This window comes from Sorangium sp. So ce321 (genome assembly GCF_051530195.1).
GTDB lineage: Bacteria > Myxococcota_A > Polyangia > Polyangiales > Polyangiaceae > Sorangium.
The window spans coordinates 2866531-2884542 of sequence record NZ_CP150329.1 but is presented as its reverse complement, the minus strand read 5'-3'; the positions used below and the strand labels follow the sequence as shown (position 1 = coordinate 2884542).

Annotated in this window: 15 protein-coding genes; 2 read left to right on the top strand and 13 right to left on the bottom strand. The window is 72.4% G+C overall.

Annotated features, from left to right (window positions below):
- Positions 1-59: 59 nt before the first annotated feature.
- The 4 genes from WME89_RS11235 to WME89_RS11220 form a co-directional block, all read right to left on the bottom strand.
- Entirely contained in the window at positions 60-1499 is a 1440-nt protein-coding gene (locus WME89_RS11235; RefSeq protein WP_437652218.1) for an adenylate/guanylate cyclase domain-containing protein, read from the bottom strand.
- Positions 1496-3505 (bottom strand): hypothetical protein, encoded by a 2010-nt coding sequence (locus WME89_RS11230; RefSeq protein ID WP_438009195.1) that lies wholly within the window; start codon positions 3503-3505, stop codon positions 1496-1498. The genes WME89_RS11235 and WME89_RS11230 overlap by 4 nt, the downstream gene beginning before the upstream one ends.
- A complete protein-coding gene (locus WME89_RS11225) occupies positions 3502-3723 on the bottom strand; it encodes a Franean1_4349 family RiPP (protein WP_437625143.1) in 222 nt (73 codons plus the stop codon). Before WME89_RS11225 ends, WME89_RS11230 begins: the two co-directional genes overlap by 4 nt.
- A 120-nt stretch (positions 3724-3843) precedes the next feature.
- A complete protein-coding gene (locus tag WME89_RS11220; protein ID WP_438009194.1) occupies positions 3844-4953 on the bottom strand; it encodes a geranylgeranyl pyrophosphate synthase in 1110 nt (369 codons plus the stop codon).
- Positions 4954-5097: 144 nt separating this feature from the next.
- On the opposite strand from WME89_RS11220, the gene WME89_RS11215 reads away from it, so the two are divergent.
- A complete protein-coding gene (locus tag WME89_RS11215) occupies positions 5098-7101 on the top strand; it encodes a C1 family peptidase (protein WP_438009193.1) in 2004 nt (667 codons plus the stop codon).
- 10 nt (positions 7102-7111) lie between these two features.
- Here WME89_RS11215 and WME89_RS11210 read toward each other — a convergent pair whose 3' ends face one another.
- The 6 genes from WME89_RS11210 to WME89_RS11185 all read right to left on the bottom strand — a co-directional run bounded on the left by WME89_RS11210 (position 7112) and on the right by WME89_RS11185 (position 13359).
- Positions 7112-7906 carry a TetR/AcrR family transcriptional regulator gene (locus WME89_RS11210; protein WP_438009192.1) on the bottom strand — a complete coding sequence of 265 codons (795 nt, stop codon included), beginning with the start codon at positions 7904-7906 and terminating at the stop codon, positions 7112-7114.
- A 152-nt stretch (positions 7907-8058) separates the two neighbouring features.
- The gene (locus WME89_RS11205) at positions 8059-8355 is read right to left on the bottom strand and encodes a hypothetical protein (protein ID WP_438009191.1); all 297 of its coding nucleotides are present in this window, start codon (positions 8353-8355) and stop codon (positions 8059-8061) included.
- Positions 8356-8530: 175 nt separating this feature from the next.
- The gene (locus WME89_RS11200; protein WP_438009190.1) at positions 8531-8977 is read right to left on the bottom strand and encodes an NUDIX hydrolase; all 447 of its coding nucleotides are present in this window, start codon (positions 8975-8977) and stop codon (positions 8531-8533) included.
- Complete coding sequence (locus WME89_RS11195) at positions 8974-10584, bottom strand: transglutaminase-like domain-containing protein (RefSeq protein WP_438009189.1); 1611 nt, start codon at positions 10582-10584, stop codon at positions 8974-8976. The genes WME89_RS11200 and WME89_RS11195 overlap by 4 nt, the downstream gene beginning before the upstream one ends.
- Positions 10585-10746: 162 nt before the next feature.
- Complete coding sequence (gene pcnB / locus WME89_RS11190; RefSeq protein WP_438009188.1) at positions 10747-11994, bottom strand: polynucleotide adenylyltransferase PcnB; 1248 nt, start codon at positions 11992-11994, stop codon at positions 10747-10749.
- Positions 11995-12399: 405 nt separating this feature from the next.
- Positions 12400-13359, bottom strand: coding sequence for a serine/threonine-protein kinase (locus tag WME89_RS11185; RefSeq protein WP_438009187.1), 960 nt, complete (start codon positions 13357-13359; stop codon positions 12400-12402).
- A gap of 366 nt (positions 13360-13725) precedes the next feature.
- Between WME89_RS11185 and WME89_RS11180 the strand changes: the two genes are divergently transcribed.
- Positions 13726-14757, top strand: coding sequence for a site-2 protease family protein (locus tag WME89_RS11180; RefSeq protein WP_438009186.1), 1032 nt, complete (start codon positions 13726-13728; stop codon positions 14755-14757).
- A 12-nt stretch (positions 14758-14769) separates the two neighbouring features.
- Here WME89_RS11180 and coaD read toward each other — a convergent pair whose 3' ends face one another.
- The 3 genes from coaD to WME89_RS11165 all read right to left on the bottom strand — a co-directional run bounded on the left by coaD (position 14770) and on the right by WME89_RS11165 (position 17664).
- Complete coding sequence (coaD, locus tag WME89_RS11175; protein ID WP_436626533.1) at positions 14770-15267, bottom strand: pantetheine-phosphate adenylyltransferase; 498 nt, start codon at positions 15265-15267, stop codon at positions 14770-14772.
- A gap of 5 nt (positions 15268-15272) precedes the next feature.
- Entirely contained in the window at positions 15273-16661 is a 1389-nt protein-coding gene (locus WME89_RS11170; RefSeq protein WP_438009185.1) for a tetratricopeptide repeat protein, read from the bottom strand.
- Between the two features lie 106 nt (positions 16662-16767).
- On the bottom strand, positions 16768-17664 hold the full coding sequence (locus WME89_RS11165) for a 3'-5' exonuclease (protein WP_437652230.1): 897 nt from the start codon (positions 17662-17664) through the stop codon (positions 16768-16770).
- Between the last annotated feature and the right edge of the window lie 348 nt (positions 17665-18012).

Below are 18012 nucleotides of genomic sequence, written 5' to 3'. Positions count from 1 at the left end.
CCCGCTCCGCTGGCCCGCGGCATCGATCCGCCGACGCCGCGGACAGGGACGTCCCTGCGTCATTGCGCTCCTTCACGATCCGTGCTGCGCCACGCGGCCGGCGCGCGCGCGACGTCGGGCCGCGGCGGCATCGACTCGATGCGGCGGGGCGCCTGGAGCAGCTCTCGCCGGAGCTCCTCGAGGCGCTCCGGCGGGAGGTCCTGGTGGTCCACGATGTAGGGGTGCACCTGGCGGCTCTTGCCGCGGATGCTCAGGGCGCCGGTCGGCTGCGCCGGGATGCAGTCGTCGAGGGTCGCGTACGTCGCCTGGCAGATGATGATCTTGGAGCCGAGCTCCTTGTTGAACTGCTCGAGGCGCGAGGCCGTGTTCACCGTATCCCCGATGCAGGTGTACTCCATGCGCTGGAGCGAGCCGATGTTGCCGGAGATGACGGTGCCGGTCGCGATCCCGACGCCCATCTTGATCTCCCCGCAGCCGAGGAGCTTCCGCTGGTTCATGCGCTCGAGGGCCTGCACCATCTCGATCGCCGCGATCACGGCGCGCTTCGGCGCGTCCTCGACCGAGAGCGGGGCGCCGAAGACCGCCATGAGGCCGTCGCCGATGTACTTGTCGAGCGTGCCGCCGTAGCGGAACACGATGGCGACCATCTCCGTGAAGTACTCGTTCAGGAACGAGACCACGACCTCCGGCTCGACCGACTCGGTGAGCGGGGTGAAGTTGCGGATGTCGGTGAACATCACCGAGACGTGCCGGCGCGTGCCGCCCAGCTTGAGCCGCCCCGGGTCGGAGAGGACGAAGTCGACGAGGTCCTTCGAGAGGTAGCGGCCGAGCTCCTGCTTCTCGCGCTCGAGCCGGAGGCGGGCCATGGACTCCACCTCGGCGCGCAGGAGCAGGTTGCGCGAGATGCGGGCGATGATGCCGGCGACGACGGCCGGGAGCGCGATGAACAGGATCTGCTGGCACTGGTCCGCGATGTTGATCGCGTTCTGGCCGTAGACGGACACCGCGCTGATCGGGATCGCGCCGGTCCAGACCGTGGCCGCGAGCACGACCGCGTTGAAGAGGGCCGACAGCCCCGCCGAGTACAGGCACGCCGCGAGGCTGTAGCGGAAGCCCGACATCAGGTTCCAGAGCACGTAGACCGTCGCCAGGTAGCTCGAGAAGTACTCGATCATCCCGGAGTGATTCCTCGCGTTCGCCAGCGCCGTGAGCGTCAAGAGCGCGAGGTCGACGAAGATGCTCACGTACTTGAGCCAGCCCACATGGGCGCCGGGGCGCAGGCGGAAGAACGCGTAGAGCAGGAGCGAGAAGGCGAGGTAGCCGCCGATCTGGATCGCGAAGATCTGGTTCGCGGCCGGCGTGTTGACCGTCCACACGTGCGTGAACGTGTAGACGGCGAGCAGCGCGAACACGAACCGGATGTGGTTCACGATCTGCTCTCCGCGCATCTCCTGGGCCTGGATGATCCGCACGATCTCCGGCGACTTCTCGTTGCTCATGCGCGCCGCTCTCCTCCGCGCCGCAGCCGGGACAGCGCCGCGGCGAACCCGCGCGCGCAGAGCGCGGTCGTCAGCGCCCTGCCCTCGTGGTGCCCCTCGCGGCCGTGCTTCATCGGCGCTCGGTAGAGCGGCTCGGCCGGCCAGGAGCCGTCCACGAGCTGGCGCTCGCCGAGGTAGCGCAGCCCCCGCTCGATCAGCAGCGGATCCGGCGCGTCGGCCATCGCCGCGGCCTCGAGGCACGCGGCCGTGCGGAGCGGGGTCCCGAAGCCGCCGTCGAGCCGCTGCGACCCGAGCATCCGCGCGAGGACCGCGGCCTCGACCGCGGCGATCTCTGCCGCGCGCGGCGCGTCCCCTGCCCTCCGCCGGTACAGGCGCGCGAAGCGGAGGAACGCGAGATCCGTGTACGCGCCGTCGTAGAAGCAGGCGCCGCCGATGGCGTCCTCCGACGCGGCGTCGAGCGCGCGCCGCGCGTTGGCGTCGATGAGCCACGCGAAGCGCGCCGCGTCGAACGAGAGCAGGCCCGCGAGCAGGTTCAACCTGACCGCCGTGCAGTCGTCGCCGGCCCACGTCGCGCCCGGCGTGGTCGGCCCCGCGGGACCGCGGTAGAACCAGGTCGGGACCACGCCGTCGTCGCCCACGTTGGCCAGCATGACCTCGATCCACGTCTCCGCCCGCTCCCTGGCGGCGCCTGTCTCGGCGGCCAGCTGGAGCATGATCGCCAGGTCGTCCGCGTCCGGCGGGAGGTCGCGGAAGTCGCCGAAGTAGCGGAGCTCTCCGGCCGGGATCTCGTCGAGCAGCGCCGCGGCGTCGGCGCGCACGTCGCGCCCGACCTCCCCGATCTCGATCAGGGCCATCAGGATCGTCGCCCGCACGAACCAGTGCCCGACCGGCTGCTCGCGCGATCCGAGCACGCCGAAGCGCTGCACCTCCCAGGACTCCGGCCACGGCGCCGACTCCAGGAGCGACGCGACCGCCGCCCGCAGATCGGCGCGCACGACGTCGGGCAGCGACAGGTCGCCCTGCGCGCGCGGCGGCCCGAGCGCCGCGCCGGCCCCGAGGACGTCGCGGAACGACATCAGCCCCTCGAAGAAGCGGAGCCGCCCTGCGAGCGCGTCGAGGAACTCGCCCTGCGCCTCGGCGAGGCCCCGCTCCGTCGGGCGCGACCGAGGAGCGCCCGCCACGACCTCGCGCGCCGCCGCGAGCGCGCCCCGCACGCTCGCGGCGAGCGCGGCCCGGTACGGGCGGGTCGCGAGCAGGCCGTGGATCTCGCGGCGGCGCACGGGCGACGCGCGCTCGCCCGCGAGGGCGAGGAGCAGCGGAGGAGCGAGCTCCGCGCCGCCCAGCCAGAGCGCGAGGAGCGGCGTGAGCGTCGGCGCCGCGAGGTCCGGCGCGGCCGGATCGAGCCAGAGGCGCACGAGACCGTCCAGCAGCCAGAGCGGCGCCGTCACCGCCTCTCCGAAGCGGCGTGCGGGCGCGAGCTCGTCGCCGGCCAGGAGCGCCGGCGCCGTCCAGAGGGCGACCACCTCGCGCGCGCCGACGGCGGCCGCGTCCGCGACCAGGGCGCCCGCCGCGGCGCTCGCGGCCCTCGGGTTGCGCTGCCACGAGGCCTCCGCGAGCCCGGCCAGGCCGAGCAGCCAGCGGTGCGCGCACGCCTCGTCCACGTGCTGCGCCAGGAGGCGCCCGGCGAGCGCGCCCCGCGCGAGCGCGTCAGGAGCGCCCTCGATGCCGCCGGCGGCCACCACGGCGACGGCAACGGCGGCATCACCGGCCGCGGCGGGCGCGCCGACGCGCCCGCAGAGCCGCAGGGCCCAGCTGGCCCAGGGGATGCTGCGCCCCGCCGGCGCGCCAACGCCGCGCTCGATGGCGAGCGCGCCCCACGCCGCGTCGCCGCGCTGGAGCGCTCCCGCGAGCAGCAACGCCGACCAGGAGCGCTCGCACACCGCCTTGTCGTCCGGGTCGAGCCATGGCCAGGCGGCGGCGGCTCCCGAGGCAGCGGCCAGCGTCACATACCGACTCCACCCTCGCGCGCCGCGGTCGCGATGGCCGCGTCGACCGCCTCGGGCGTCGAGGTCGCGGCGTCCCGGATGCGCTGGAGCGTCTCCGGTCCGACGTCGTACCCCTCCGCCTCGATGGTGCGCTCAGGCGCCGCAAGGAGCTGCTGACGGAAGCTCGAATCCACAACGGCACGACCGATGAGCTCTGCCTCTGTTTTCTTCGAAGTCACGACTCCTCACTTTCTCGCTCGGGAGGCTAGGAGACCTCCAAACGGCTAGCAAGGGGAAGCGGGCGCTTCGCCGCGCCTTCATGTTCATGAGGGCGCCGCGACCGTGCGCGGCGCGGCGCCTCAGCGCGGCGCGCCAGCGTTTGCAGCGGGCTTGCCGGCGAGCGCGCTGAAGAAGGCGAGGAACACGCGCCGCTGGATCTCGGTCATGTACCGCGCGCGCGCCTTGCAGAAGCGCACGGCCTCCGGTAGCCCGAGCGCCCCGGCCGCAGCCTCGGCGCGAGCGAGCTCACAACGCGCCTCCTCCAGGATGGCGTCGAAGCCGCCGCGCGCGAACAGCTGCGCGCGCAGCGCCGTCGCGGCGCGCCCCTCCGGATCCCGGCGCGGCTCGTCGTCCGGGGGCGCAGCCCCGCTCGGCCGAAGCTGCCCAGCGTCCCTCGCCTCGACCTGAGCACCGAGCCGGGAGAGCACATACGTCGTGTTACCGAGCGCACGGTCTTTCTCGGCGTGCAGCAGGTCCACGAACAGCTGGTGCGCTGCGGCCAGGGCGGCGACGAACGCCTCGAGGTCGGGGAGGTGCTCTGGCCGCGACAGCGCGAACAGCGCCGCGGCCGCCGGAAGCACGAGCGGGCGCGTGCGGCCGAGCACCCGGCGGAACGCCTCGGCGTCGCGCGGGCCTCCGCCCTGGTGCAGCCGCCGCTCGAGGAGCATCGCCTCGCCGTACCCGAGCCATACCTCCTCGAAGAGGCCCCAGAAGGCGCTCCCGCGAGCGAGCGAGCGAGCGAGCAGCGCCTGGTGTCGGGCGAACAATGCCCCGGACAGCAGCAACGCCGCGCCGGGATCGCCGAGCCCCTCGTCGAGCAGGTCGTCTTCGATCCGGACGTGCAGGTACCCGACCGCGGCCGCCTCGGCGAGCTCCACGGCGAGCGGCGGGAGCCCTCGCGATCCCTCGTCCAGCGAGGGCCCCGGCGCGCCGAACCGCGTCGCGACCCAGAGCGGCAGCTCGAGCACCGGGAGCGCCGTCGGGTGCGAGAAGTAGCCCTCGCCCGGCGCGCCGTCGAGGAGCCTGAGGCGCGCGGCGAGCTCGTCGAACAGCGCGCCGAGCTCGCTCCCGAGCCGGCCGCGGAACGACGCGAGGCGCTGCAGCACCTCGGCCTCGAGCGACGCCTCGACGCCGCTCCGTGCGCCCTCTGCGCTCTCGCTCTCTCCCTCTACGCCGCCGCCTTCGCTCATCCCACCTCCAGCCCTCCACGGTCGGCGCGGGCGGCGCCGCCTCGGGCGACGCTAGCACGAGCAGACTCGACCGCGGGCGGGCGCCGCCGACTTTGCCCGGAGCGCTGCCCGTGCGACACTCGGCGACTTACGAGATCGGAAACCATGATCGATTCCGAGCGTTTCGCCGAGCGTTACGGGGAAATCACGACCGACGCCCGCGCTGACGTCCTCGATTTCCGGGACACCCTCTATCGCCCCACGATGGTGGAGGTGCCTCCGGTCATGCCGCCCGAGCGCTTCATGGACTTCGGCGTGCCCGTGCTCGACCAGGGCAGGAACAACGGCTGCACCGGCTTCACGGTCGCCACCATGGCGCACTACCTGCTGCGCAAGCGCAAGGTGTCCCCGGACTACGGCCTCGTGAGCCAGAACATGGTGTACACGATGGCGCGCCGTTACGACGAGTACCCGGGCGAGGACGACGCGAGGGGCTCCAGCCTGAGGGGCGCCATGAAGGGCTGGCACAAACACGGTATTTGCGCCTATGAGCAGTGGCCGTGGGACGCGAACGATCTCCACGGGACGCTCACGCCGGAGCGCGCGTCGGACGCGATGCTCCGGCCGCTCGGCCTGTATCAAAGGGTGAACCACAAGGACCTCCCGGCGATGCACAACGCCCTCGCCGAGGTCGGGGTCATCGCGGCCTCGGCGCTCATCCCGTTCAACGGCTGGTACTATGGGACCCAGAAGAACGGCGTCATCCTGCCGGTCGACAAGACGAACCCCTTCATCGCCCCCTGGGGCGGCCACGCCTTCGCGATCATCGGATATGACGCGGAGGGCTTCTGGCTCCAGAACTCCTGGGGTCTCGGCTGGGGCAAGAGCGGCTTCGGGCGGCTCTGTTACGACGACTGGCTCCAGTACGGCTTCGACGCGTGGGTCGGCCGGCTCGGCGTCCCCATCCGCCTGAGCCAGCCGCGCTCGCTGCGCCCGCTCACGTCCGCGAGCCGGACGTTCGCCAGCCTGCGGCCGCACCTCATCAGCGTCGACATGCACGGTCAGCTCCAGCAGCGCGGGGCTTACGGCACGTCCTCGGAGGACGTCCGCATCATCATGGAAGAGGACTTCCTGAGCGCGACCGAGAGCTGGCGGCGCCGCCGCCTCGTGCTCATCGCGGGCGGCGGCCTGCGCCGGCAGATCGACGCGATCAACCGGATGTCGCGCCTCCGGCCGAAGCTGCTCGGGCACGAGATCTACCCCATCGAGCTGCTCTGGGAGACCGATCACTACCCGCGCCTGCTCGAGATCCTCCACCGCGCCACGGAGGGACGCCGCCACGACGGCTACGATCCCAGGGCGTTCGGGTTCATGATCGATCGGCGCGACGACGCGCTCGAGCCGCTCGTCCGCCGCATGGGCGGCAAGGCCGAGTGGGATCGCATGAAGCTCGCCGCGGGCGACGCCACCATGGACGCCGACCACGGCGGCCTCCGCGAGATGATCGGCCGCCTCGCGTCGCTGATGGACAGGGATCCCAGGATCGAGCTGCACCTGGTCGCCCACTCGAGCGGCACGTTCCTGCTCGCGCCGCTGGTGCAGCTGGTCACCTCGGAGAAGGGCAAGCGCATCGAGGGGGGCCCGATGCGAGGCCAGCTCGGGCTCGGGCTCCCCATCGAGTCGCTCTCCCTGCTCGCTCCGGCGAGCGCCATCGACGCATTCCGCGACACGTACATGCCGTCGATCAAGAGCGGCATGGTCCGCCGCTTCGCCCTGTTCACGCTGACGGACGAGGCGGAGCTCCAGGACCACTGCGAGGTGTACGGCAGGTCGCTCCTCTACCTTGTCTCGAACGCGCTCGAGCGGCGCCCGCGGGTGCCCGGCACGAGCGGGGTCTCCCTGCTCGGCATGGAGGCGGGTCTCCTCGACCCGGAGAACGCCGACGTCCTCGCGCTCCTCACGGGGGAGGCGGAGGACCGGCCCATCGTGTTCCCGAGGGCGGAGTGGATCAAGGGGCCCAACACGCGGCCGCCGCCCCACGGCTCCGAGGCGCGGCGGCACGAGGACTTCGAGAACGACGCGACCACGTGGAAGTCCGTGATCGCCCGCATCCTCAACCAGCCGTTCGCGGATCACCTGCCGCCGATGTCGGCGCGCGATCCCTGGTGAACGCGCCCCCTCACCCCTCCGGGCGCCGCCGCTCCACCGGGCTCATCCCGTGGAGGACCGTGGCGCCGAGCCGCTCGGCGCCGAGCGGCGGCGCGAGCGCCCCGCTCAGGAGGATGGCAAACGAGGCCCGGAGCTCCTCGCCGAAATCGATCCGGAAGAGGCCCATTTCCGGCCGGCTGCGGATATCGCGGATCACGTCGCTGGGGTCGCAGACCTGCCGCAGCCCGATGAGCAGGGCGTACATGCGGATGAGGATCGGACCGCCGTGCCCGGGCGCGAGCGAGGGCACGCACCGCTCGAGCAGCGCCCCCGTACGCTCGACGTGCGCGAGCAGGGACAGCTTGAAGCGGAGTGCGGCCTCGTAGCTGACGTTTTGCTCGAGGACGCTGTGCAGGATGGAGAGCAAGCGCGTCATCGCGTCGCGCGCGGCGAGGGTCGTCGCCAGGATCGAGGCGACGCTGGCGACTGCGTCCTTCCCGGTCTCCCCGGCGCTGCGGCGCCCCCGCGGCGGCCGGGGGCGCGCCGCGCTCGGCTCGCCCTGGGAGGCGCCGAAATGCGCCAGGTGGCGATTCACATCATCGAACCATTTCGCGAGCTCCTGATCGACGACCGCGAGGAAGAGCTCCTCTTTGGTGGTGAAATACAGGTAGAGCGTGCCCTTTGCGAGCCTGGTGCGCTCGGCGACCTGAGCCATGGTGACCTCGGGATACGGGGTCTCCTGGAACAGCTGCCAGGCTGCGTCGATGATGAACCGCCGCCGCTCCTCCTTCTGCTCCTCCTTCCTCGCTCTTCGCGTCGAGCTCATAGATAGATCGGTCTACGACGTCTCCAGAAACGCCGCAATCCGGACGCCGCGTGAGTCACACCGCGCGAAGGTGAGTCGATCGGCGCGCGTTCGGCGCTCAGGCGTCGCGTTCGCTCATCCGGCCAGCCGCTATCGTGGGGTAGCCGCGCTCATCACATTTCACCGGACACGGTCACACCGATACCGTGCACGCCGAGGAACATCGGGGAAATCCCCGAGCGCACCACCCGCGCGACGGTCCTTGAGAGAGCGCGCGCGGCCCTCGCGGGGAACCAGCCTGAGCCCCCGGGCGCCCCGGACAGCACGGCATTCATCGAGCCGCGCGGCGCGGGCAACGCGAACAGGCCGGCGCCGTCCTGGCCGGGTCCAGCGAAGCAGAGAGGAGACGAGAGCAGGGTCGCCGCCACGACGACCGCCAGGCCCCTCACGATCGCCGGTACAGCGCTCATCGCGACACCCACGTGGAACCTAGCGTCGTCGCTGGCGGACGTCGCGAGCAGCAAGACAATAAAATAACGCCATCACTGCCAGCGCTTCAGGCTCAACGTGGAGAGTCGCTCCTCGCGCGACATCCCGCCTGGCCGAGCGCCACGCCGCGCCAGGTTCTCCCTGAACCGCGCTGTTTCAGCCTGTGCCCGCCATCGTCAGGGCCCGGTGGATCACGCGGACCGCGGCGTCGGTGAGGCCATAGGCCGGCAGCTCGGGGACAGGCACGAGGGTCGCCTCGGACGCGTCATCTCCTGGAGAGAGGGCACCACCGACCGGCTCGCACAGGTAATCGAGGATCACGTAATGATAGGGAGTCGTCACGATCTCCACGACCTCCACGAGCGGGCCGACGCGGATCTCCAGGCCCGTCTCCTCGCGGATCTCGCGAGCGACGGCGTCGACGAGCCGCTCTCCGGGCTCGACGCGGCCGCCGGGGAGCGACCAGGAGCCCTCGAGGGGGGGGCGAGCGCGCCGGACGAGGAGAACGCGCGGCGCGCCGGACGCGTCCGGGCGGCGCTCGATCACGACGGCGCCGACCGCCACGCGCGGGGGCTCCGGAGGGCGTCCCGGCGCGTCGTTCACGGAGCGGCCGTATCCGTACGGCCGGCCTTGCAGCGAGCGTCGCCCGGCGTGGCGACCACGAGGTCGTACTCGCCGAGCGCGACCTCGCGGGGGACGATGACGGCGTCGTCGTAGCGGCCCTGCGCGTCGGTCGACAGCGAGCCGACCGTCACGCCCTGCGGCGCCGCGTCGCCCGTCAGGATCACGTCGACGCGGACGTGCCCGCACGGCGCGCCGTTGCTGCTGACCTGCCCCTGGAGGTGGAGCGGGAAGCCGCGACGGATGTCCTTGTCCAGCGCGGTCACGACAACGTCGGTGCGCTCGGCCGCGCGCTCGTTCGGATCGTTCGCGGGGGTCGGCGCGGGCGGCGCCGAGGGCGGCGGCGCGGCGGGGCTGCTGCCGGAGCCGGCTGGGCCGGCGGGCCCCTGCTGCTGCGCCTGCTCGGCGCGGGTCCTCTCCGCGAGGTCCTGGCCCGAGTCGCGCTGCTCCGGCCAGCTGTAGGGATCCGGCGGCGGCACATAGGGCGGGCGGTTCGGATCGATCTCCTGGTCCATGTTGAGGGCGGCGCCCCCGAGGTCGATCCGGTGCCAGAGCGAGCCGTCGTGGACCTCGACCCAGGCGTGCGCCTCGTTGACGATCATCCGCGCGGGGATCCCGATGTGCAGGGCCGTGACGAGGAACGCGAAGGCGCGATGGCGGCAGACGCCTTTTCGCGAGAGCGCGAGATCGAGGTAGATGTCGCCGTGCCCCTTGGGCGGGTCGTCCGACGGGGCGAACGACCGGAAGTACTCGACCATCTTCTGCACGACGTCGCGCGGGCGCATCGCGGTCGAGATCCCGATCGCCTGCGCGACCTGCTTGAACGCCGCCTCGTGGGCGGCCTCCTGCGGCGCGCGGTAGCGCTCGAGCTTGCCCCAGTCGACGTCGGCGAACTCGCTGCCGAAGGTCGCGCGCGCGATCGCGAGCTGCACGACGAGCCGGACGCGCGCGCTCTTCGTGCCGCGCACGAACCAGTTGTCGGCGCCGTCGCGCAGCACGACGACCGGGGTATCGGGGTTCACGTGCATCCGCACGAGCCGCGTGTCCGGCCCGACGGTCGGGATACGGACCGGCTCGTTCGGCACGAGATCGACCGCGATGTCCCCGTAGAACGCCTCGTCGCCCCCGGAGACCGTGGCGTCGGCCTTGAGGGTCTTCAGGCTCCTGTCGCGGACGACGAGCGAGTAGTCCGCCCTCACGGCGTCGTAGGCTTGCAGCCGCTTGAACGGGGCGGTCGCGGGGGAGAACGGATCGTCGTAGCGCTCGACATTCGGCCGGCGGGTGTCTCGATCCGGCTCGTACGAGGCTTCAGGGCCCGCGTCGGATCCGACGTTGCTGTAGACCTGCTGCTGGGTCGACGGCGGGCGCTGCGGATCCGGGGCCGTGGCCAGGCCGCTCGGCGTCTGGATCGCGGCCGGGAGCCCTCCGTCCAGCGTCGTCGTGGCGAGCGAGACGTCCTCCGCGGGATCCGGCGCGATGAACTCGTGCAGGAGCGACCCCTGCGCATCGGCGAGCGGAGAGACGGCGCAGGCGAGCGCGAAGACGAGCAGGCTGCGCCCCCAGCCGCGCCGGCGCCAGGAGGCGGACACATCGGGCGAAGGAGCTGAGCGCTGGCGCGCGGCCGGAGGGGACATCGAGGGTGATTATGAAACCAGAAACCCCGGCGATGTTCCACGCCGGCCGGTCAATCGCCGGCGTTCCCCGCCATCCGCAGCCGTTCGCTCCATCCTCCATCCACCGCCGCGCACCGGTCAGCGCCGGTACTGCGCGGCGTCCGCGGGGCGTCGCGGCTGCGGGGCGGAGCGGAGCCGGTCGATGGCCTCGGTGGATTCACCGCGCGCGGTCAGCTCGGCGGCGAGCACGTCGAGGGCGGGCTGGAAGATGTCCGTCCGGGCGAAGCGGCCGGCGCGGCCGCCGGCCAGCCTCGGCAGGACGGCGACGATGCGCCGCATCCCGTCGGCGTAGCGGCGGGAGATGGCCAGCCGGTCGATGAGGGGCTCGAGGAAATCGGCGGCCGCCGCGGCCCGATCGCGGACGCCGTCGCAGGCCTCCTTCATCGGCTCGAGGAGCAGGAGCGTCCAGAGGACCGTGTCGTCGAGCGGCCGATCCGCGGCGGTGCGCCGGTCGACGTAGTCGAGCACGCGCCACAGGCGCTGGCCCGGCCCGTCGTCGCCGCGGTCGTCGTAGAGCAGCGCCGAGACCTCCGGCAGGAGGATGTCGAGCACCCCGGTCTCCCACGCGAGGTAGATGGTGCGGCGCGCCTGGCCGCCGCGCATGAGGCGCAGGATCTCCTCGGAGAGGCGCGGGCGCGCGGCGAGGGCGAGCGCGTCGCGGCAGTAGACGACCGCATCGTAGACGTCGGGGGTGATCGCGAAGCCCAGCCGGCCAGCGAACTTGAGCGCGCGCAGGATCCGGATCGGATCCTCGCGGAAGCGCGTCTCCGGATCGCCGATCGTGTGGACCACCTGGCGGCGCACGTCCTCCATGCCGCCGACCCAGTCGAGGATCTGCCGCGCCTCCACGTCGTAGAAGAGCGCGTTGATCCGGAAGTCGCGGCGGAGGGCGTCCTCGTGCGCGACGCCGAACGCGTTGTCGCTCCGGATGAGCAGCTCGCTCCCGTCGTCGGAGTCCTCCTTCGGGTTGCGGCGGAAGGTCGCCACCTCGATGACCTTCCCGCCCTGAAAGAGGACGTGCACCAGGCGAAACCGCCGGCCGATGATGCGCGAGTTGCGGAACAGCTCGCGGACCTCCTCCGGCCGGGCGCTGGTGGCGACGTCGAAGTCCTTGGGGCGCCGATCGAGCAGCAGATCGCGAACGCAGCCGCCGACCAGGTAGGCCTGAAAGCCGTGGCGGACGAGGCGCCGCACGACTTTCTGGACGTCCGGATCGATCCGCGCCTCGTCGAAGACGACCTGGTAGCGCCGCGGGGTGGGGATGTCCTCGGCGACGAACTCGACCCGGAACGGATCGTCGTCGAGGGCGCCTGTGTCCGTCGGCATGCGCTCGCCGTCGGACGCAGCGCGTAGCCCCGGGGCGTCGCGGGTCTCGTAAAGCGGGAGTTCGGCGTCGTGAAACGCCGCTGTGCCGTTGTCAGGAGATGGGGTCGTGCGACCCATAATCAGCAACCGAAAAAGCGGCCAGGCAGAGCCTGGAGGGAGTGGAGGACGACCGGCGCGCGGTAGTGGGATTCCAGTTTCTCCTGGAGAACCGACCCGCGCTGATGAGGCCCGCGCCCGCGGACCTCCGAACCATGCCGGATCGCTCGCCGTGCGTGAAACGGCCTGACGAGCGGATCCGGCGGTCGCCCGGAACAAGAGATGCTAACGGCCGTCTAGCAGGGCTTCGCCGTGAGAGCAAAGCCGAGGCGCAGGGAGGTCGACGGAAGCCTCCGGACCGAGCGGGCTTCACGGCTTGGCACCCCAGTGCCCGATGCCGGAAGGCGGTGCGGCGGCGTCTGGCTGGACGGCGAACGCCACGCCGGCGCCGGCCTCCGGCGTGGCGAGCAGCGCTTGCCGCAGCTCCGCCATCGAGGGGAACCGGCCGCGGGGATCTTTCACGAGCGCCTTGCGCACGACGGCGTCGAGCTCGCGCGACATGAGGAGCCCTGGGTGGACCCGGTGCAGCGGCGGCGGCGGCTCGCGCCCGTGCTGCTCTGCGATGGCCGGGTATGGGCCCTGAAATGGAACGCGGCCGGCGAGCATCTCGTAGAGCACGATGCCCAGGGAGTAGACGTCGACGGCGGGCGCCGCCGGAGCGCCCTGCGCCTGCTCGGGCGCCATGTACTCGGGCGTCCCCACGACGCGGGGGAGCAGCGAGCCCTCGGCGCCCGGCTCCTGGAGGGACGAGAGCCCGAAATCGAGCAGCTTGACGATCTCGCGCCCGTCGGCGGCGTGCACCAGGAACACGTTCTCCGGCTTCACGTCGCGGTGGATCACGCCGGCGCGGTGGGCTGCCTCGAGGCCCGCGGCGAGGTCGGCGGCGATCCGGACCGCGCGCGAGGGCACGAGCGAGCGGACGAAGGTCAGCGTGTCGGCGAGATCGAGCCCGACGAGCAGCTCCATCGCGAAGCACGGCGCGTCGCCGGCGCGCTCGAGCGCCTCGACGCAGAGGACGTTGGGGTGACGGACGCGCGAAGCCGCGGCGGCTTCCCGCTCGAACCGCGCGACGAGCAGCGGATCATCGCGGAGCTCTGCCCGGAGGACCTTGACCGCGAGGCGCGAGGGCGCGGCCTCGTGAGGCCTGCCGATGCGGTCCGCGAGGTAGACGTGCCCGACCCCACCGCTGCCGAGCAGCTGCACGACGCGGTACTTGTTGCAGAGGAGCTTGCCCACGAGCGCTTCTGCGGCGACGCGAGCGGGAGGCATGGGATCGATCGTAGCGCAGTCGCGCCCGCCGGAGGGCAGAGGCGCGCGGACGCGGCGCAGAAAGGGCGCGCGGACGAGAGCGCTGGCGGCCCGCGCAGCCCGGAAGGTTCGCGCCCGCACCGAGGGAGCCCGCTGCGCGCGAGCTCCTGGAGCGGGCCCTGACCGCGGCGACGGCGCTCACCGACGGGTCCGCTCACGGGAACCCGCGTCTGTCGGGGATGACGCGCAAAGTCATCACGGCCGCGCAGGGCCTGGCATGCCCGCCGGCGCTTCCCGGCAACGAGAGGAGGCGAGCGGCCCGCCCGGACCGCAAGAGCGCGCGGATGGCTTGAGCGGCGGCGAGGAGACGGCCACGCTTAGCGGCGCATGACCGATGATCGACTCTCCTCCCCGAGCACGCTTGACCTGGGGGCCGAGCTCGCGCCAGCGGCGACGAGCGCCGCGGGGCCGCGCGCTGCGGCCGCGCCGCAGCCGGCGCCGCTCCGCTGGAAGAAGAACCTCGCGCTCTTCTGCCTGACGGTCGTCTCCGTGTTCGTCGCTGGCACGCTGTGGGCCCCGATCACGACGGAGGACGACAGCGTGATCTCCCTCGTGAAGGCGCTGCCGCAGACGTGGCCGTTCGCCGTGCCGTTCCTGTCGATCTTGCTGGCGCACGAGTTCGGGCACTACTTCGCCGCGCGCGCGCACGGCGTCGAGGCGTCGCTCCCCTACTTCATCCCGCTCCCGGTCGTGAGCCCGCTCGGCACGATGGGCGCGGTGATCTCGATGAAGGGCACGATCAAGTCGCGCAACGCGCTGCTCGACATCGGCGCCTCCGGGCCGCTGGCGGGCCTCGCCGTGGCGCTCCCGGTCCTCTTCGTCGGCCTGATGTACTCGGAGGTGCACGCGACGTCGGGCCCCGCGCTGCAGGAGGGGCGGAGCCTGCTCTATCTCCTGCTGAGGCGGCTCGCGGTCGGCCCGATCCCGGAGAACCATGACGTCTTCCTGGGCCCCACCGCGATGGCGGGGTGGGCCGGGCTGCTCATCACGGCGTTCAACCTGTTCCCGGTCGGCCAGCTCGATGGAGGGCACGTCGCGTATGCGCTCTTCGGCAAGCAGCAGGACCGCTACAGCCGCGCCGCGCACTACCTGATGCTCGCGCTCTTCCTCGGCAACGTCGCCTACTTCACGCGGCACTTCATCGCCGAGGGCCTGTCCGAGGCGCTCCGCGCCGCGGTCGCGAACGGGATGCCGTGGCTCACGTGGTTCGGCGTGGTCTACGTGATGCTGCGCATCGGCGGGCGGGAGCACCCCCCCACCGAGCCCGGCGAGCTGTCGCCCGCGCGCAAGGCGATCGCGGTCGTGACGCTGCTCTTCTTCGTGCTGCTGCTGATGCCGACCCCGTTCGGGACCTACTGAGCGCGCGGGCGCTCAGGGCTTCGCGGCGGCGAACTTCGACCGGAGCGCGTCGCAGACGACGGCAGGGGCGTAGTGGCTGACGTCGCCCCCGTGGCTCGCGATCTCGCGGACGAGCGACGCGGAGACGAAGCCGTAGTGGGTGCGCGTCGGCAGGAAGACGGTGTCGACGCCGGGGAGCATGTCCGCGTTCGCGTGGGCGATCTGCAGCTCGTATTCGAAGTCGGTCGCCGCGCGCAGACCGCGGACGATCACGCGCGCGCCGACGCGCTGGCAGTACTGGATGAGCAGCCCCTCGAACGAGTCGATCCGCGCGTTCGTCACCTCGCTCGTGGTCTGGCGCAGCAGCTCCAGCCGCTCCGAGTAGGTGAAGAGCGGGTGCTTCGTCGGGTGCCGGCCGACGGCGATGATCACCTGATCGAACAGCTTCGACGCCCGCTGGATCAGGTCGAGGTGACCGAACGTGATCGGATCGAAGCTCCCTGCGTAAACGGCCAGCAGTTCCTTGGACATGGCGCTCACCGGTCCGGCGTCCGCTTGGGCGTGCCCGCGGACGGTGTCGCTCGGGGAGCGGCCGCGGGCGGCGCCGGCGCGGGGGCGGGCGGCGCCTGGATCGCGGGCGCCTGGGGTGCAGGCGCCTGGGGCGCAGCGGGCGCGCCGGGCGCGGGGCTGCTCCCGGCTGGAGGCGCGGCGGGCGCCTGCCCTTCGTCGGCCGGCGCTGGCGCGCCGCCCTGGAGCACCTTGTTCATGGCCGCGTCGTCCTCGATCCACATGAGCCGACCGCCGTCGCCGAAGGTGATGCGGAAGTAGGCGAGCAGCCCGGCGCCGATCACGCCGTCCAGATCCAGCTGGAGCTGCTTCTCGACCGCCTGGAGCGGCGCTCCGTACACGCCCGGGACCTTCGGGATCTCCAGCGTGCCGAGCCGCAGCATCGGCACGACGCCCTGCTTCAGCTTCTGCTCCGGATCCTGCTCGACCCGCTTCAGCCCGTCGGCATCGAAGCCGGCCTTCTTCCAGCCCTCCTTGTCGAGCGCGATCGGGAACGTCATCGACGTGTCGATGAGCATCGGGCCCTGCACCGTCTTGTCGGGGCCCACGCTGCTCCGCAGCACCATGCCGCCGCCCTTGATGAAGGCGAGGTCGACGCGCGTCGCGTCGGGCGGCGCCGGCGGGGAGAAGCTGCGCACCACGAACTGCCGGCCGCTGTAGTCGATCGTCGCGTTGAGGTGACGGAGCAGGTTCACACCGAGCAGCGCCTTGATCGGCGCGCCCATCTGCTTCGAGATGCCCGAGAGGTCCTGCGTGAGCGCGGGCACGTCGTTGATCTCGAGCTTCCTGTCGAACCGGAGGGAGACCCAGCTCGGCTCCTTGCGCGTGCTGCTGTCGAGGACCACCTCGCCCGTGCCGGTCGACACCATCGCGAGCGCCGACTCGCCGTCGATCTCGACCGGGACGACGAAGAACGGCGCAGCCGGGCTGACGTGGGGCATCTCGACCGCCGCCAGGAGCCCGCCCGAGATCGTGAACGGCACGCGCCCCGCCCCGCGCCGCGCCAGCTTGGCGATCGACTTCGCCCAGTCGTCGACCACATCGGGGTCGTCGAGCATCGCCTCGAGCTCATCGGCCGCCGCGTCGAGGTCGCCCTTGTACCAGAGCGCGCGCCCACGGAGCCCTGCCGCCTCGGACCCGGCGACGCCCTTGAGGAGGCGCAGCGCCTCGCCGTAGTCGAGCCGCGCCAGCGCGATGCGCCCTGCCAGCAGGCGGGCCTCGGTGTCGGCGGGGACAATCGTCAGCGCCTTCGCGACCGCGTCGCGCGCGTTGTCGAGGTCGGCGGACTGGAACTCCTGCCGAGCGCGGGCGAGCCACTTCTCCGCCGCCGGAGGGCGGGCGGAGCCCGGGCCCATCATGGTCGAGCACGAAGCGAGGAGTGTCGCGGCGAGCAAGCTGCCGAGGCGAGCAGCAAGGGAGCTCCTCGTCAGCGCGGTTCGGTTCGAGTGGATTCGCACGTGGATCTCAGGCCCTTCGCGCTGTGCCGTCGGGGTCGAGCTCTCCCGGCGAGACCGGCTCGATCGCCAGGATGCGATCGGCCCGTAGCTCGCGACGGCTGCGCGACGGGAGCAGATAGCCGAGAACCCGGGGTGGGTCGAGGTCCGTTCGCACCCCCGTTATCCGTACCACGAGCTCCTCCGGGCCCCGGCGCGCGGGCCGGTACCGCATGCGCACGGTGGCAGCCTGCTCCGCCGCGCGCACGGCCGCGGCGACCAGCGCCGGGCGAGCGTGGCGCTCGCCGATCCGGACGTGCCACAGGTCGCGCGGCGTGCGCGGCGCGAGGACCTCCACGATCTTGCGGAACACGGCGCGCAGGGCGTGGACGTCGTCCTCGGCGCGGTGGGCGCGCTCGCGCTGCACGCCGAGCTCCCGGCATAGCGAAGCGAGGCTGTGGCTCGGCAGGGCGAACGCCCGGCGCGAGAGGACGAGCGTGTCGAGGTAGTACGGGACGCGCCTCGCCCGGCCCGCCCGCGCGAGCTCGGCCTCGAGGAAGGCGACGTCCCACGCGGCCGCGTGGGCGACGAGCACCGCGCCCTCCGTCACCTGCTCGATGCGATCGCAGAGCTCGGGGAACGTGCGCGCGCCCGCGAGCTCCCGCGGATCGATGCCGTGCACGTGCGCGTTGCCGAACACGCCAGGCTCGGGCCGAACGAGCGCCGTGATCGCGTCCTCGCAGGTGTCCCCCCGCATCCGCTCGGCGCAGACCTCGATCACGCGGTCGCTCTCGGGGCGGAGGCCCGTCATCTCGAGATCGAGGAACACGAGCGGCGCGCGCTCGATCGGCTCGTCCCAGGGCGAGCCGGCGGGCGGCTCTGCGCCGGTCGTCCGCTCTGGCTCGGCTCCTTCGCGCTGCTCCGTCATCCGACCTGCTTCCCCACCACGGCGTCTCGACCCCGGAGGCGACCGTCCCTCGGCATGCATGCGTCTTAGCGAAACCCGCGCCCGACTGAAAGCGCTCCGCCGCGCGGCGTCGGGCGGCGCGCTCGGGAGGCGCGCACGCGCCCGTGGGCCAGCCTCCCGGTGTCGCGCTGGCCGCGCGACAGGGCGCCGGCGCCGGGCGTCGACGAAGTGGGGCCGGGTTTGAGGCGAGGCCCTAGGGGAGCGCGGCCCGTCGCGCGCGGACCGGGACCGCGCGCAGCGACAGCGGCAGCGGACAGCCAGCAGGATTTCTGCCGCGCGGCAGCGGATGTTCAAGGGAGCTTTCGTTGC

Excerpts from the sequence above, each read along its gene's own strand:
- WME89_RS11210 (WP_438009192.1), bottom strand. The coding sequence starts at position 7,906 with ATGAGCTCGACGCGAAGAGCGAGGAAGGAGGAGCAGAAGGAGGAGCGG.
- WME89_RS11180 (WP_438009186.1), top strand. The coding sequence starts at position 13,726 with ATGACCGATGATCGACTCTCCTCCCCGAGCACGCTTGACCTGGGGGCC.
- WME89_RS11165 (WP_437652230.1), bottom strand. The coding sequence starts at position 17,664 with ATGACGGAGCAGCGCGAAGGAGCCGAGCCAGAGCGGACGACCGGCGCA.
- coaD (WP_436626533.1), bottom strand. The coding sequence starts at position 15,267 with ATGTCCAAGGAACTGCTGGCCGTTTACGCAGGGAGCTTCGATCCGATC.
- pcnB (WP_438009188.1), bottom strand. The coding sequence starts at position 11,994 with ATGCCGACGGACACAGGCGCCCTCGACGACGATCCGTTCCGGGTCGAG.
- WME89_RS11170 (WP_438009185.1), bottom strand. The coding sequence starts at position 16,661 with ATGATGGGCCCGGGCTCCGCCCGCCCTCCGGCGGCGGAGAAGTGGCTC.
- WME89_RS11185 (WP_438009187.1), bottom strand. The coding sequence starts at position 13,359 with ATGCCTCCCGCTCGCGTCGCCGCAGAAGCGCTCGTGGGCAAGCTCCTC.
- WME89_RS11205 (WP_438009191.1), bottom strand. The coding sequence starts at position 8,355 with ATGAGCGCTGTACCGGCGATCGTGAGGGGCCTGGCGGTCGTCGTGGCG.
- WME89_RS11220 (WP_438009194.1), bottom strand. The coding sequence starts at position 4,953 with ATGAGCGAAGGCGGCGGCGTAGAGGGAGAGAGCGAGAGCGCAGAGGGC.
- WME89_RS11215 (WP_438009193.1), top strand. The coding sequence starts at position 5,098 with ATGATCGATTCCGAGCGTTTCGCCGAGCGTTACGGGGAAATCACGACC.
- WME89_RS11235 (WP_437652218.1), bottom strand. The coding sequence starts at position 1,499 with ATGAGCAACGAGAAGTCGCCGGAGATCGTGCGGATCATCCAGGCCCAG.